General features: G+C 71.5%; 12 protein-coding genes. 4 read left to right on the top strand and 8 right to left on the bottom strand.

Annotated elements, in window-relative coordinates; genetic code table 11:
* Positions 1-123: 123 nt before the first annotated feature.
* The 7 genes from ABZT74_RS31955 to ABZT74_RS31925 all read right to left on the bottom strand — a co-directional run bounded on the left by ABZT74_RS31955 (position 124) and on the right by ABZT74_RS31925 (position 8,452).
* A complete protein-coding gene (locus ABZT74_RS31955; RefSeq protein WP_356440668.1) occupies positions 124-3,153 on the bottom strand; it encodes a BTAD domain-containing putative transcriptional regulator in 3,030 nt (1,009 codons plus the stop codon).
* Positions 3,154-3,933: 780 nt separating this feature from the next.
* Positions 3,934-4,185, bottom strand: coding sequence for a 4-oxalocrotonate tautomerase family protein (locus ABZT74_RS31950; protein ID WP_356164457.1), 252 nt, complete (start codon positions 4,183-4,185; stop codon positions 3,934-3,936).
* Positions 4,186-4,195: 10 nt separating this feature from the next.
* On the bottom strand, positions 4,196-4,657 hold the full coding sequence (locus tag ABZT74_RS31945) for a cupin domain-containing protein (protein WP_356440665.1): 462 nt from the start codon (positions 4,655-4,657) through the stop codon (positions 4,196-4,198).
* A gap of 11 nt (positions 4,658-4,668) precedes the next feature.
* Positions 4,669-6,117, bottom strand: coding sequence for an MFS transporter (locus tag ABZT74_RS31940; RefSeq protein WP_356164454.1), 1,449 nt, complete (start codon positions 6,115-6,117; stop codon positions 4,669-4,671).
* Positions 6,114-6,830, bottom strand: a complete 717-nt coding sequence (locus ABZT74_RS31935) for an HAD family hydrolase (protein WP_356440662.1) — start codon at positions 6,828-6,830, stop codon at positions 6,114-6,116. Before ABZT74_RS31935 ends, ABZT74_RS31940 begins: the two co-directional genes overlap by 4 nt.
* Positions 6,827-7,765, bottom strand: coding sequence for a pseudouridine-5'-phosphate glycosidase (locus tag ABZT74_RS31930; RefSeq protein ID WP_356440659.1), 939 nt, complete (start codon positions 7,763-7,765; stop codon positions 6,827-6,829). The genes ABZT74_RS31935 and ABZT74_RS31930 overlap by 4 nt, the downstream gene beginning before the upstream one ends.
* Positions 7,766-8,035: 270 nt before the next feature.
* Positions 8,036-8,452 (bottom strand): glycosyl hydrolase, encoded by a 417-nt coding sequence (locus tag ABZT74_RS31925; protein WP_355871109.1) that lies wholly within the window; start codon positions 8,450-8,452, stop codon positions 8,036-8,038.
* Between the two features lie 829 nt (positions 8,453-9,281).
* On the opposite strand from ABZT74_RS31925, the gene ABZT74_RS31920 reads away from it, so the two are divergent.
* A complete protein-coding gene (locus tag ABZT74_RS31920) occupies positions 9,282-10,046 on the top strand; it encodes an AfsR/SARP family transcriptional regulator (RefSeq protein ID WP_355871112.1) in 765 nt (254 codons plus the stop codon).
* 104 nt (positions 10,047-10,150) lie between these two features.
* On the opposite strand, the gene ABZT74_RS31915 is transcribed toward ABZT74_RS31920, so the two are convergent.
* On the bottom strand, positions 10,151-11,149 hold the full coding sequence (locus ABZT74_RS31915) for a DUF2156 domain-containing protein (protein WP_355871115.1): 999 nt from the start codon (positions 11,147-11,149) through the stop codon (positions 10,151-10,153).
* Positions 11,150-11,367: 218 nt separating this feature from the next.
* Between ABZT74_RS31915 and ABZT74_RS31910 the strand changes: the two genes are divergently transcribed.
* From ABZT74_RS31910 to ABZT74_RS31900, 3 genes are all read left to right on the top strand, one after another.
* On the top strand, positions 11,368-13,038 hold the full coding sequence (locus ABZT74_RS31910) for an aldehyde dehydrogenase family protein (RefSeq protein WP_356440678.1): 1,671 nt from the start codon (positions 11,368-11,370) through the stop codon (positions 13,036-13,038).
* Between the two features lie 138 nt (positions 13,039-13,176).
* Entirely contained in the window at positions 13,177-14,313 is a 1,137-nt protein-coding gene (locus ABZT74_RS31905; protein WP_356440656.1) for an acyl-CoA dehydrogenase family protein, read from the top strand.
* 9 nt (positions 14,314-14,322) lie between these two features.
* The gene (locus ABZT74_RS31900) at positions 14,323-15,609 is read left to right on the top strand and encodes an aminotransferase class III-fold pyridoxal phosphate-dependent enzyme (protein ID WP_356440654.1); all 1,287 of its coding nucleotides are present in this window, start codon (positions 14,323-14,325) and stop codon (positions 15,607-15,609) included.
* Position 15,610: the final 1 nt, after the last annotated feature.

Raw genomic sequence — 15,610 nt, 5'->3', positions numbered from 1 at the left:
GCCCGGGCGGCCCCCCCCCACCCCGCGGGGCGCGCGGCGGGCATGGGGTGCGCGGGCCGGCGCCCGCACGGAACACGTGCGCCGGTGACCCGGCGGGACCGCTCGGCGGCCCCGCCGGGAACGTCAGTCCCCTCGGCGGACCCGTCCGGGGATGGCCATGGCCTGGAACGCCTCCTCGGCGGCTGTCCCCTGTCGGGCGGCCCCCGCCGCGTCCCCCTGCGCCGCGAGCGCCCGGGAGACGCCGTCCAGCGCGTAGGCCTCCTCCACCCGGTGGCCCAGCCGTGCGGCGGACGTGTGGGCCTGTCGGTGCAGTTCCAGTGCCCGCCGGTGATCGCCGCCGCGCTGGAAGAACCGCCCGGCGGTGTTCCACACGGTGGCCTCCCGTACGGGCGCGTCCTCGAGGCCCTTGGTGGCGAGGGCCTCCTCGGCCCAGTGCAGCACCTGCTGCCGGCGCCCGAGCCGGCCCTCGGCCTCCGCGGAGAGGACGAGCTGCAACGCCCTTTCGGCCGGGGCCAGTACACCGGGCGCGCGCTCACGGGCCGCCGCGAGGGTCCGGGCCGCCGTCTCGACGTCACCCATCGCGAGCTGGATCTGCGCGAGGTCGTTCAGCCCCACGAGTTCCTTCTCCAACGCGCCGATCTTGCGGGCGAGTTCGATCGACCGGGTCGCCGCCTGCACCGCCTGCGCGAAGTGACCGCGTTCCATGTAGACGCCGCTGACGTTCGACAGGGACTCCGCCTCCGCGCGTTCGGCGCCCAGTTCGCGCTTGAGGGCGATCGACTGCTCCAGCCGGGGCAGCGCTTCCTCGAAGCGGCCGGTGGTGGCCAGCAACAGGCCCAGCACCCCGGTGTCCTTGGCCTGTCCGCGGCGGTCACCGAGATCGACCGCGAGCCGATGGGCCTCCACCGCCGCCGCTATGCCGTCCTCGAACCTGCCGCGCTTCCAGCAGGCGACCGCCAGATTGGACAGGCTCAGCCGCAGCAGATCGGCTTCGCCCAGACGGCGGGCGGCGGCGAGCGCGGTGTGGCACAGCGCGAGGAAGTCGTCGAGCCTGCCCCGCAGATCGAGGTGGAAGACGACGTTCGCCGCGAGCAGGGCGACCTCGCGGTCGAGACCCCGCCGGAAGGCCAGGGCGATCGCCGCGAGGAGACTGTCCTGCTCGCGCTCGAACCAGTCGCGCGCGGCCTCCGGCGTGCCGAGCGGCGCCAGTTCGGGACGGAACGAGGGCGTCGGCCGGGCCATCCGCACCCTGCCGGGGAAGAGCAGGTCGCAGGCGGCGTCCGAGGCGGTGATCGAGAACTCCAGCAGCCGGCGGACCGCACCCGCCGCCTCCTCGCTGAACTCGCCGGTGCCGCCCGAACTCCGGGCCCGGGACAGCATGTGGGCGAAGCTGCGCACGAGGTCGTGGAACGCGTAGCGGCCCGGTTCGTGCTGCTGCACGAGGTGCATGTCGAGGAGGTATTCGAGGATGTCCTCCGCGTCCCGCACGCCGAGGTCGAGCAGCGCCGCCGCCGTGTAGACGTCGAGGTCGGCACCCGGGTGCTGGCCCAGCAGCCGGAAGGACTTGCGGTAGTCGGCGTCCAGGCCCTCGTACGACAGACGCAGGGTGACCTCCACGCTGCGCTCGCCGGCGCTGAGTTCCGCGAGGCGGTGGGTGTCGTCCCGGAGCCGGTCCACGAGATACCGCACGGTCCAGCGGGGCCGTTTGCGCAGCCGGGCCGCCGCGATGCGAAGGGCGAGGGGCAAGTGCCCGCTGAGGTCGGCGAGTTCGGCGACGGCCTCGGCCTCGGCGTGCGCCCGCCGCTCCCCGATGATGCCGACGATCAGGGCGACGCTGTCCGGTGGTGCCATGGTGCCGAGGGAGACGGAGTGGGCCGCGTCGAGGTCCACGAGCAGGGCGCGGCTGGTGACGAGGACGACGGTGCCGGTGGGGGAGGCCAGCAGGGGTTTCACCTGGGCCTCGTCGACGACGTTGTCGAGCAGCAGGATCATCCGGTGCCTGGTCATCGTGGACCGCCACAGGGCGATGCGGCCCTGCGGGTCGTCCGGGATGCGCTCGCCCGGAACGCCGAGCATGCGCAGCAGCGCCTCGGCCGCGGCGGCCGGCGCGAGCGGTTCCTCGCCGGGGGTGTAGCCGCGCAGGTCCAGGTGGAGCTGGGCGTCGGGGTAGCGCTCGGCGAGACGGTGGGCCGCGCGGACGGCCAGGGAGGTCTTGCCGCTGCCGCCCATGCCGTCGATGGCGACGATGAGCGGTCCGGAGCCGGTGGCGTCTTCGACGAACCCGAGGAGCTTGTGCAGTTCCTCCTCGCGGCCGGTGAAGTCCCGCAGGTCGTAGGGGAGGGTGGAGCGGCTGCCGGTCACCGTCGGAGCCGCCGTGGCGGCGGTGGGCGGCGCGGTCAGTGCGGGGTCGTTGCGCAGGATGGCCTGGTGCAGTTCGCGCAGGGCGTCGCCGGGCTGGATGCCGAGCTCGTCGTCGAGCACGGCGCGGATCGTGCCGTACTCCTCCAGTGCCTCGGCCTGCCGGCCGGAGCGGTACAGGGCGAGCATCAACTGGCCGCGCAGCGTCTCGCGCAGGGGGTTCCCGCCGATGGCGTCGCGGATCTCGGCGATCAGTTCGGAACTCTCTCCGGCGTCGAGTCTGAGGTCGAAGAGCTGCTCCACCGCGGTCATGCGCCGTTCCTCCAGCGACGCGGAGGCCGCGTCGACGACCGCGCCGCCGCTGCCGGACAGCACGGGGCCGCGCCACAGGGCGACGGCCTCGCGCAGCAGTGCCGTCGCCTCCGCGGGAAGGCCCGCGGCCGCGTGGTCGCGGGCCCGGCGCAGGGCGTCGGAGAACTGGAGCAGGTCGAGCTGGTCGGGTGTCACGGCGGCGCGGTATCCGGGGCCGTCGGTGGCGATGAGGGTCCGCCCGTCCGGGATGCGCTGCCGCAGCTCGGCGACGGCCTTGCGGACCTGGTGCGCGGCGGTGGCGGGTGCGTCCTCGTCCCACACGGCCTCGACGAGCCGGTGCACCGGCAGCACGCGCTGCGGTTCGAGGAGCAGCGTCACCAGGACCCGTTCGCTGACGGGGCCTCCGACGTGGACGCGTTCGTCCCCGTCCCAACATTCCAGGGATCCGAGGATGCGAAAGCGAATCGGCGCTGGCTGGCGCATGGCGCGGGTCCTCTCCTCGGTCCGGGTGCGGCCGCCGCGTCACCGTTCGTCCGCAGAGAGGGCCGCGTGGCAGGACCGGAGACGGCGTCCCGTTCCTTCACGTTCTGCAGGGAACGGCACAGGGCGGCCGTCGTCGACGTTCACATTCTGACCCACGATGTGTACCGACGGTCGCGGCTTCATGGCTCGTACATCTGCGGCGGGGGGCGCGCTGGCGCGTATCGGACAAGTTTTCGCAAGGGTCCGGACCGGGCCCGGACCACGGGCGCGCGGGAGGCCCCCTCACCACAGCCGTCCCGTGGAGGCGTGTGCCGGGGCCGGGGCCGCCGACGCCGGGCGAGCCGGTGCGCGGGCGGCAGGCGAAGGGGGAGCAGGGGACGCCTCCGTACAGGCGTTGTCACCGCACGTAGTCGCCCGCTTGTTGCCGGTGCGCCTCGTCAACAGCCGGAGCGGCCGGTGTCCCCGTGTCCGTTCGTGGCAGGAAGGTGCACGTTTCGTGCCCGGTCGGAGACCGCGCGGGGCCGCCAAGTCGCCCTGGTCGCACAGATCATGAGACCGGCGGGCGGCTTTGCGGGCGTGCGGCCAGCGCGGGGCGCCCGCCGTGCCGCGGGGCCCGGCGCCCTCGTGCGGCGCGTCACCGATCGGGCTCGCGGGCGGGACGGCGGACCAGGTTGTGAACACGGGGCGGGTCCGCGCGACGCCCGCGCGGACCCGCCTCGCGTACGGCGGACGGCCGGCAGCGGGACGCTGCCGGCCACCCACCGTGTCCGCCCGAACCCGTCAACGGCCCCTCGCCGGAACGGGTTCGGCGACCCGCGGTGCCGACGAGCCGTCCGCCGGTTCCTCGGCGGGCGCGTCGGCGAGGACACCTCCCCGGCCCCAGTGATCCTGCTCGACGTCCCGCACGAGCACGGTCACGGCCTCTCTCGGGCATCCCGCGATCCGGGCCAGCGTCGTGGTCAGTTCGTCCACGAGATCGGCTCGTTTCTGTCGGTCGTTGCCCTTCCACCAGTCCACGGTCACCACAGGCACGGTTCTCTCCTCACTTCTCGGGGCCGACGAGGCCCTCGGTCGCGGGGAACTGGTCGAATCTGCGCGCCAGTTCCTCCATCATCTCGGGGGTCGGTTCGGGCGAGGAGGTCAACAGCTCGCCCAGTTCGCGGAAGTACTTCTCCCGGCCGCCGTCCGGGGTGAACATCACCAGCAGCGTCGCGGGGTCGGCGCCGGGGTTGCCGAACGCGTGGGTGGTCCCGGGCGGCACCATCATGAACGTGCCCGGACCCGCCACGCGCCGCTCCCGGCCCAGCGTGAGCAGCACCTCGCCGCCCGCCACGTAGAACATCTCCGTCAGCTCGTTGTGGAAGTGGAGCGGTGCCCCCGGGGCGCGGGGCGGAAGGCGGTGCTCGGTGAGGCCGAACCGGCCGGCCGTGTCGTCCCCGGTGACGAGGAAGGAGACCGGGGTGCCGCCGACGACCGTGGTGGGGCCCGTGCCGGGATCGATCACGCGGGGCAGCGTCACCGTCCGGCTCCGGCATCCGCCCCGGCGGACGCGGCACGGGGCGTGAGCGTCCGCAGGGCCACCGCCGCGGCGACCAGGGCGAGTACGGCGGTCAGCGCGTAGGCCCGGCCGAACGCCCCGCCCCCGGGTGCGTCGCCGAGCACGAGGACCAGCACGGCCAGCCCCATGGCGCCGCCCGTGTACTGCGTCGTCGTCAGGACGGCCGACGCGGTCCCCTGGTCGCTGTCCGGCACGTCCTTCGTGCCCGCGATGTACATGCCCGCGAAGGCCATGCCCTGACCGAGTCCGCTGACCAGCAGACCCGGCAGCACGGCGGTCCAGTAGTCCGAGCCGCTCGTGCCGAGGGCGAGCAGGGCCAACCCCGCCGCGCCGACCGCGAATCCGGTGGCGAGCGTGGGACGGATCCCCCAGGACCCGGCGAGCCGGCCGGTGACGAGGTTGCCCGCCACCACGCTGAGCGCCAGCGGCAGGAAGGCGATGCCGGCGCCGAGCGGGCCGTAGCCCCACACGTTCTGGAGGAACAGCGTGATCAGGAAGAACTCCGCGCCGACGCTCGCCATGTAGAGCGCCGACATCGTGCTCGCACCCGCGAGCGAGCGGACCCGCAGCAGCGCCGGGGGGATGAGCGGGGTGGCGGCCGGGCGCCGGTCGTACGCCGACCAGGCCGTGCCCAGCGCGACGGCGGCGGCGAGGCAGCCGAGGCAGGAGGCGGAGGCCCAGCCGTCGACGGCGGCCTGGGTGAGCGCCGCCACCAGGAAGAGGACGGCGCCGGTGAACAGCGCGGCGCCGGGGATGTTCAGACGCCGTACCGAGGCGTGCGTGCGCTCACCGGCGGGGAGCACCCGCAGGGCGAGGGCGACGGTGACCAGGATGAGCGGCACGTTCACGAAGAACACCCACCGCCAGGAGAGCGCGGCGGTCAGGACACCGCCGATCAGCACACCGGCCGCGAGACCCACCGCGCCGATCGCGCCCCAGATCGCGAGCGCCCGGGAACGGACGGGACCGGCCGGGAACGCGGCCCCGATGAGGGCCAGCATGGCCGGGGTCAGGGCGGCGGCGCCGATGCCCTGGACACCGCGGGAGACGACCAGCAGCCACTGGTCGCCGGCCAGTCCGGCCGCCAGCGAGCCGGCGCCGAACAGACCGAGCGCGCCGAGGAAGAGCCGGCGCGGGCCGGTCAGGTCCGCGGCGCGGCCGCCGACGACGAGGAAGCTGGCGAAGAAGACGGCGTAGGCGGACACCACCCATTGGAGCCGCTCGGGCGGCAGACCGAGTCCCGAGCCGATGCTGGGCAGGGCCACGTAGATGATCGAGTAGTCGAGCGCCACCAGGAACTGGGCGATGGACAGGGCGAGCAGCGCCGCCTTCATGCGCCCGCTGAATCCGGTGACTTCGGGGGCGGAGGTGCGGGAGGCGGAGGCGGGGGAGGTCTGGACGGTCATGTCAGGGCTCCGGTCGGTTCCGGGCTGGTCCCGGCGAGGTCGTGGGGGGTGACGGCGGTCCCGTGCGCAAGCACGCGGATCACCGAGGGGAAGTCGGCGACGACGTGGTCGGCGCCGGCGGCGGTGAGGGCCTCGGCGGAGTCGACCCCGTACGAGACGCCCACGGTGCGCAGGGCGGCGGCCCGGGCCATCGTCATGTCGGTGACGGTGTCGCCGACGTACCAGGACCGTGCCGCCGGTGCGCCGAGGTCGGCGAGGGCGCGCAGGGCCATGTCGGGGTGGGGTTTGCCGCGTTCGACCATGTCGTGGCAGACGACCGTGTCGAAGCGGTCGAGGATGCCGGTCGCCTCCAGCAGCGCGAGCGCGCTGGTGGAGATCTTGGAGGTGGCGACCCCGAGGAGGTGCCCCGCCGCCCGCAGCCGGTCCAGGCCCTCGGGCACGCCCGGCAGCAGGAGTGCCGGGCCCCGGCTCAGGACGTCCGCGGCGAAGCGGGCGCGGTAGCGGGCGGCGGCCTCGGCCGTCGCGTCGTCGTCGACGGACACGCCCAACAGCCCGGCGAGGGAGGCCTCCAGAGGCTTTCCGACGGTGGCCAGCACCTCCGCGCGGCTGGGGGAGGCGCCGAGGCCGCGCACCACGTCGCCGATCAACTCGGCTATCGCGGAGGGGGTGTCGGCGAGAGTGCCGTCGATGTCGAAGACGATCGCGGAGGTCATGCCGCGGCCTCCCCGTCCGGTTCGGCGGTGGCGGCGTAGGCGACGGCGAGGTGGCCGGCGAGCCGGGCGGTGCTGATGAGCACCTCGCGGTTGGCGGCGGCGGAACGGCCCTCGGTGGCCCGCGAGACGGCCTTCATCAGATACGGGGTGGCGGCGGGACCGCTGACCCCGTCCTCCTCGGCGGAACGCAGCGCCTCCTGGATCACCCCCTCCATGACGTCGCTGTCCAGGGCGTGTTCCTCGTCGATGGGCGCCGTGATGAGGGGGCCGCCCGGCAGTCCGGCCGCCCAGTGCATCCGCACCGCGCGCGCGACGTCGTCCGGGTCGTCGATCCGCTGCGGGACACGCAGGCCGCTGGAGCGGCAGTAGAAGGCGGGGAAGTGGTCGAAGCGGTAGCCGATCACCGGCACGCCGAGGGTCTCCAGGTACTCCAGGGTCAGCCCCAGGTCGAGGATGCTCTTGGCGCCGGCGCAGACGACGGCCACCCTGCTGCGGGTGAACTGGACGAGGTCGGCGGAGATGTCGAAGCTCTCGCTCGCACCCCGGTGGACGCCGCCGATGCCGGCGGTGGAGAAGAACGGGACACCGGCGAGGTCGGCGGCCACGAGCGAGGACGCCACCGTGGTGGCTCCCATGCCGCCGCCGGCCAGGACGACGCCGACGTCCCTGCTGGACACCTTGGGCACCCCGGTGCCGACGGCGAAACGCTCCATGTCGTCGGGGGACATACCGACCGTGAACCGGCCCGCGTCCAGTCCGACGGTCGCCGGTACGGCACCCGACTCCCGGACCGCCTTCTCGATGGCGAGCGCGGTCTCCACGTTGCCCGGATAGGGCAGACCGTGCGCGATCACCGTTGATTCCAGGGCGACGACGGGCCGGTTCTCGGCCAGTGCGTCACCAACTTCCTCACTGATGCGCAGCAGTGGGTGCATGAGGGGTCTCTCCTGAACGGTCGCTGGGGACGGAGGGAAGGAGCGCGCCGGGCGCGGACATCCGAGTCACCCGGACTGTCCCGAACCCCGTTCCCGTTCCGTTCCCGCCCCACGACCGGGCAGGGTCACCCGCCGTACGGAGGGTGACCCTGCCCGGAGGAGCCGTACGAAGAGCCCTACGGACAGCGGTGGTTGCGCCGGAGCCGGAACGCCGGGCGCCCGCCGCCACCACCGCCCTCACGCCGCGCCGAAAGCGGCCGGCTGCTCCGTCTAGTACCAACCGGTGCAGCGGATGGGCGTGTTGAAGCCCGAGTCGCCGCAGGCGCGGGCCACCTGGCCGTTGCGGTCGGCGAAGGCCTCCGTCCACACACTGCCACCGCTCGTGATGGTGGCCTCGCCGAGATGGCCCTGCCAGGTCCGGCCGCCGTCGTTGCTGCGGTCCACCCAGATGTGCATGCCGGGGCTGCCGCCCACGATCCGGCCCCACACGCAGGTGTTGTTGCCGGACCCGTTGCGGCGCAGCTCGAAGCCCTGGCCCTGTGTGCCGAACGCCGTGTACTGCGTGATCCCGTTGTTGTTGCCGCATCCGTCCGCGGCGCCGGCGGTCGTGACACCGGCGGCGGTGAAGAGCCCCGACATCAGGGCCACCGCGGACACGGCCCCGGCAATTCGCCTGTTCGTCTGCATGCTGGCTGTCCTCTTCCGAAAGAAGGAGCGAAGCGAAACCGACGAGTCCGCCCGCCACCCCGTCACTGCGGGTGCCCGACGGCCCGTCGGACCTCATCGTGGATCGCCGGCCCGGACCAGGACAATCCTTTCCAGCAGCATGGAAACCTGCAGCTCGAACGGGTGACGGAGGTTTCGGGGACCGGTGCGGCGGCGGACAGGGGCGCGGGGCCGACGCGACGTCCGCAGGTCGCTTCGCCACGCTCCGCACACGAGGGCGGCGCTCACTCCGGCGGAGCCGCGCCCTGCCCGCGGCTTCCCCGCCACCCCGCGTGACGCGCGTCACGCGCGCCGCGGCAGGTGAGCGACTCTCGACATACCGTTCGAATGAGTTGTATCGATGCCCGCCAGCGGTCTTTGCCGCTCTTTGACCTGTTGTGGAATCGGGTAATCCGTGGACTCGGCGGTTTGGGCGACTCGCCGGTGCGAGCCGAACGTGTTGACCCTCCGTGGGCGCGAGAATTACTGTTCAGGCCATGGTTGCCACGGGGGAAGTCGCTACCACTCACGGTGTTGTCGAAAGTGCCTCACGGGGCAAGGCGAGAGTCATTGATCCGGATGCCCATCGAGGCTGTCCGAGGTGACGGACGCCGTTCCATTTCCTTCTTCGCACCGAATCCTCGGCACATGATCTCCGACTGAAGATCCCGGGGCCGGTGCGGTGGTTCGGTCGATACCTCGATGCCGCCGGTGCGGCGCCGATTTTCCCCTGCATTCCTTGATGTGACGGGACAGCGCTGTCCCGTCACCGTGGTGTGTCTGCCCTGAGTGATCAGATGTGGGAGCGAAAATGGAGATCCATCTGCTGGGCTCGTTGGAGATGGCCGACGAGCATATATCGGTCAAAATTCCGGGGGAGAAGCTGCGCGCCATTGTCGCGACTCTCGCCCTGACGCCGAACCGTCCCGTCTCACGCAACGATCTCATCGACGAACTGTGGGGAGAGAACCCGCCGCGTGACGCCGACAATTCACTTCACGGCCACATGGCGCGATTACGTCGCATTATCGCGGCACGCACCGGAATGGGAAGTCAGCGGGATCTGATCGGAACCTCGAACTTCGGCTACGTCCTCTCGATACCGGACCACCGGATCGACGCCCTGCATTTCTGCGACCTGGTCCGCAGGGCGGCGGCCCTCCAGGACTCCGACCCCGGCGGCGCGGTCCGACTGCTCACCGAGGGACTCGCGCTGTGGCGCGGACCCGCACTCCTCGACGCGGGCCACGGCATGCTGTGCCGGATGGCCTCCACCCGCTTCACCGAGACCCGGCTGACGGCCTACGAGCAGCTCTTCGAGGCCCAGTTCCTGCTGGGCATGCACCGCGACGTGGTCACCGAACTGGAGCAACTGCACGCCCAGTACCCGTTGCGTGAACGCTTCTGCGAGCAGCTGATCACCGCGCTGTACAGCACCGGCCGGCAGGCCGAGGCGCTCGACGCCTACCACCGGACCAGGCAGCGGCTCTCCCAGGGGCTCGGCCTGGAACCGGGGCACGCTCTTCGCGCCAGGTTCCAGGAGATCCTCCGTCAGGAGCCCCTGCGGACCCGGTAGCCCCGGCGGCGCAGCGGTCGCCGCGTGCGACTGCGGAGACGTGCCCATGGCCCGGCATCGGGCCGTGGGCCCCGGTCTTCGGGGGGTCCGGGTCCCGGCCCGCCTCAGATCGACTTGGTCACGCGCAGGATCTGCCAGATCGCCCCGAACCGGGCCCGCCCGTGGAAGGCCAGGTACTCGGGAAGCACCAGCTGCGGAGCCCACTTCTCCTTGTACGCGAGCTGGCTGGCCGAGGGGTAGACCTTCTCTCCGTGGTCGGCGAGGAACCGCATGAACTTCCCCGTCACGGGGCTGGCCGCGGACACCTCGACACCGGGGTCGAGGCGGGTGAACGGGGTGAAGCCGAAGTGCAGCCACTCGGCACCCTCGGTGCGGAAGGTGTCGATGGCGTGGGCGTTGACCGCCTCCATCACACCCGGGGAGACGTCGTTGTCACGGCGGCTGAGGTCGTGCAGCCAGCCGGCCCGGGAGCCGTACGCGGGGGAGTAGGAGATGTACGCGACCACGGAGCCCTCGACTCGGCCGACGAACAGACGGCGCTCGCTCTGCGCGGGCCCGCCGCACTGGCCGACGAGGAACTCGATCTCCTTGACGTGTTTGCCCTTGCTGCGCAGCCAGCGCTGGTCCAGGGCGTCGATCTCGCCGGCCACCTCGTCGTACGCGACCTCGTCGATCTGCAGGCCGCTGCGTTTCGCGCGGGAGATCTTGTTGCGCAACTTCATGAACTTGGAGCCCTTGAGCGTGAACGCGGGCAGGTGCAAAGAGAACGAGGACCCCACTTGGTTCACGGTGAATCCGCAGCGGGCGTAGAGGTCGGCGTCCGAGCGCTGGAGCTGGATTGCGCAAACTTTGCGGCGCTTGGCACGCGCAAATTCCAGGAAGGCGTTCAGGAGCTTCTCCTGTTCGCCTTCGGGACCGAACGCCCCGCCGAACTGCACCAGATAGCCGCCCGCCGAGCGGTAGGCGATGAAGCCCTCCGTGCCCGGGGCGAGAAAATACTCGGTACCGCTGTTCAGCGCCAGGAAAGCGCTCGGGTTCTCGGCATACTTCCGCAGCGGTTGCACAACGGAGTCGAAGGCTACCGATTCCTCAGTCGTTGACATTTCGTTCCCCTGTCGCCCGGCCGTAGCCGACTCACCTTCACATCCCTTGCCCGCAGATACTCGGACCGCGGTCTTCGATGCCCCTGAAACGCTCGTCTCAGGTCCGTCTCAGAGCCTTCTCAGCCCTCGCTGGAAGATTACTGAGCGCAGCCGGAAGAGGAATGATCCGACTGTTCGAAGCGTATGAAGAAAGCGGGGACCGCGTGAACGGCACGCACATGGCGGGGGATGCGCCGCTCACCCAGGAGGATGTCGTCCTCGCCCCTGGGGCCTCGACGTATCTCTCTTATGTCGACGGAAAGAACATTCCCAGTACGGAATGGGTCTACGTCCTGGACGCGGCGGCACTGCTCGACGACGCCTTCACGAATCTGACGCTGAAGCGGAAGCTGGAGCGCGGTCAGTGGCACGGCGGCCCGGCGGGAGGCGAGCTGCCGCCCACGATCGTCGGCCGGGTCGCGAAGGCGGACCGCGACACGGTCGAACACGCCCTCCAGGCCGCCGCCCGGGCCGGCCGGGAATGGTCCGCGGTCCCCCTGGACGTCCGCCTGGAACAGCTCGGCACGCTGCTCCACGACCGGCTGGCCGACCGGGCCGAGGAGATCATCGACATCCTGGTCAAGGAGGGCCATCCACTGGCGCTCGCCCGCTGGCAGGTCTCCGGGATGCTGGAGTGCTTCGGGCCCGAGTCGCTCGGCTTCTACCGCACACAGATGCTCCAGGAGTTCCGGCACGGGGCCCGCGAGATCTCCGTACGCAGGCAGCCCGACGGTGTCGTCTGCCTCAACCCGCCGCAGAACGCGCCGCTTTCGAGCGCGCTCCTCGGCGTGACCTCGCTCTTCGCCGGCAACGCCCTGGTCGTACGGGCCCCGCGCAGCGCGCCGCTCGGAGTGATGTACGTCCTGCACGAGGTGGTGGTGCCCGCGCTGGAGGAGGTCGGGGCCCCGCCCGGCACCCTCGGCGTGGTGTGCGGCGACCCGGCGCCGATGCTGAACGCCTGGCTGCAGAGCCCGCACGTCGACGACATCATGTACTTCGGCAGCAGCGAGAACGGCATCCGGTTCCAGGAGCGCTGTGTCGCCGCGGGCAAGAAGCCGATCCTCGAACTCGCCGGCAACGACGTGGTGGTGGTCTGGAAGGACGCCGACGTCGGGCTGGCCGCCGAGGCGCTCACCGAGAGCTTCTACGGCTCCGGACAACTGTGCATGATCCCCAACCAGGTGCTCGCCCACCCCGACATCGCCGACTCGCTGACCGCCGAACTCGCCCGCCAGAGCGCCCTGGTGAAGCCGGGACACGCCGGTGACGAGGACGTACTGCTCACTCCAGTGCTGCGCAACGAGAAGTTCTTCTCCTGCCTCCAGGACGCCATCGACTCGGGCGCCGAACTGGTCTGCGGCGGCCACGCCATGCAGCTCGACGGCGCCCGTGACTCCTCCGGCATCTTCCTCGAACCCACCGTCGTCCTGGTGCGCGGTCTCGAAGGGGCGCGCGACGTACGGGCGGTGGCGCACGAGACCTTCTTCCCGCTGCTCCCCGTGGTCGTCGCGGCACGCGCCGACGGCGACGACGAGGAACTGCTGGAGAAGTTCATCGACTGGGTCAACAGCAACGAGTACGGACTGCGCAACTCCCTGTGGGCCGACGACCGTTCGGTGATCGACCGGTTCACCTCACGGGTCACCAAGGGTGGGCTGCTGAAGGTGAACGACTCGCACATCGGCTTCCTGCCCTACCTGCCCACCCACGGCGGCACGGGCCTGACCGGAGGCGTGTTCGGCGAGGCCAACTACCCGATCCTGCGCACCTCCCACGTACAGGGAGTCAGCGTCAGTGTGCAGGGCCTGCGCCCCCGCGAGGCCGTGTTCGGCGGCGGCCGGTCCCGGTAGCACGGGCCGCGGCGGGATTCCCCGCGTCCCTGCACCCGTGTCCGTGCCTCCTCCGTGTCTCTGCCCCCGTGCCCCCCGCGTGCCCCCCGTGTCCCTGCATCCCCCGCGTTCCGAAAATCCACCGACCCTGAGGAAGCCATGCGTTCCCTGGACGCGGCTCGGGAGATCTGCGAGAGCTATCTGCCCGGCCTGCTCAAGAACCTCGATGACATTCCGCTCGCCGATCTGGAGAAGCCGGAGAGCCCCGGCCTCACCCACTTCCGTACCGCCAAGGGCCCCGGGCTGGTGATTCCGAAGGAGTACCAGGGCGCCGGCGCCGACCCGCTGCAGGCGCTAGCCGTCGTCCGGGCCATCGGCGCCGTCTCGCCCTCGCTGGCCGTCGCCACGACGATGCACCACTTCTCCGTGGCCACCCTCTTCACGCTGGCCGACTCCATCAAGAGCAGCGGCATGGAGTGGGCGCTGCTCGAAGGCATCGCCGAGCAGAACCTCCTGGTCGCCTCCGGATTCGCCGAGGGCAAGCCATCGCAGGGCATCCTCACGCCGACCATGCGGGCCAGGTCGGCGGAGGGCGGGTTCGTCATCAACGGCTCGAAGAAGCCGTGCAGCCTCTCGCAGTCGATGGACCTCCTGACGGCGAGCGTGGCGCTGCCCACGCCCGACGGAGGTTCCGAGATGGCGGTACTGCTCGTACCGCGCCAGACCGACGGCATCACCAGCCACCCGTTCTGGCAGAGCTGGGCGCTGGCGGGCGCGGAGAGCAACGAGGTGCGGCTGACGGACGTGTTCGTCGACGAACAGCTGATCATGCGGACCGAACTCGGGGAGGCCGGCGAGCTCGACGAACTGCAGACGGTCGGGTTCATCTGGTTCGAACTGCTCATCTCCGCCGCGTACGTGGGGATGGTCTCCGCGCTGGTGGAGCGCCTGTACCGGTCGGGCCGCGGCGGCGAGTCGGACCGGTCGAACCTGATCGCGAAGCTGGAGACGGCGAACCTGCTGCTCGAAGGCGTCGCCCGGATGGTGATGGACGGCGAGCGGGGCAACGAGGCGCTCGCGAAGACCCTGGTGGCGCGCTACGCGGTACAGGACGCGCTCGGCGAGGCGGTGAACCGGGCCGTCGAGCTGCTGGGCGGCATGGCCTTCATCACCTCCTCCGACGTGGCCTATCTCGCGGCCGTCTCGCACGGGCTCACCTTCCACCCGCCGTCCCGCACGAGCTTCCAGGGCCCGTTCCTCGAACACGTGGCGGGCAAGCCGCTGCGGCTGGCCTGAGGAGGCACCGTGACGATCACCCCGCTCGCACCGGACGCTCTGCCGGACCGCCATGAACTCGGCCGGCTCTACCGCAGCCGGCTCAGCAAGGGCCGCGCCACCCTCGGCGAGATGTTCGGCGGCCATGTCGAGGTCGCCTCCGAGGGCGCCTGGGTCACCACCAGCGACGGCCGCAGGTTTCTCAACTGCGGTGGCTACGGCGTCTTTCTGACCGGAGCCCGGCATCCCGCCGTGATCCGCCGGGTCGCCGAGCAGCTGCACACCCACCCCGTCGCCACCCGCATCTTCCTGGAGCCGCAGGCCGCGCTCGCCGCCGACGCCCTGGTGTCCGTCGTACCGGAGGGCCTGAGCCGCGTCCACTTCGCGGGCTCCGGCGCCGAGGCGGTCGAGACGGCGATCAAACTGGCCCGCACCCGCGGCCGGACGCGGCTCGTCGCCACCCACGGCGGATACCACGGCAAGACCATGGGCGCCCTGACGCTCACCGGGAAGAGCCTCTTCCAGGACCCGTTCCGACCCCTGCTGCCCGGCACGACACACGTGCCCTACGGGGACGCCGAGGCGCTGCGCGACGTGCTCGCACGCATCCCGGGCGAGGGCTGCGTCTTCGTGGAACCGGTACAGGGCGAGGCCGGAGTGGTCATCCCGCCTGCCGGCTATCTGACCCAGGTCGCGGCGCTGTGCCGGGAGTTCGACGCTCTCCTCGTGCTGGACGAGATCCAGACGGGCCTCGGGCGCCTCGGCACCTGGTGGGGCGCGGACGCCGAAGGCGTCGTGCCGGACATCCTGCTCGTCGGCAAGGGGCTCAGCGGCGGCGTCGTGCCCGTATCGGCGGTCGTGGCGACGCCGGCGGTGTTCAAGGCCTTCGACCAGGACCCGTACCTGCACACCTCCACCTTCTCCGGGGCGCCGCTCGCCATGGCCGCCGCGCGCGGCGCCATCGAGGCGATCAAGGACAACGACCTCGTCACCCGCTCCAGGACGCTCGGCGAGCAGATCCTCAGCCGCGTGCGCTCGATCGTCACCGGCCACTTCGGCGAGGCGGTCCGCGAGGTGCGCGGACGCGGACTGATGCTCGGCATCGAGTTCGCCGGGCCGGGCCCGGCCGGTGACCTGCTCATCGAGCTGATCCAGCACGGCGTCATCACCAACCACTCGCTCAACTCCCATCTGGTCCTGCGCCTCACACCGCCCGCCGTGCTCGACAGCACGGACCTGGAGTTCCTCTACGAGGCGATGGACCGCGCCTGCCGGACCCAGGCCGCCCGCTACACACCGACCTCAGGAGGTGTCTGAC

Source organism: Streptomyces sp. NPDC005302, assembly GCF_040607345.1.
GTDB lineage: Bacteria > Actinomycetota > Actinomycetes > Streptomycetales > Streptomycetaceae > Streptomyces.
This window is presented reverse-complemented; position numbering and strand designations above follow the sequence as displayed.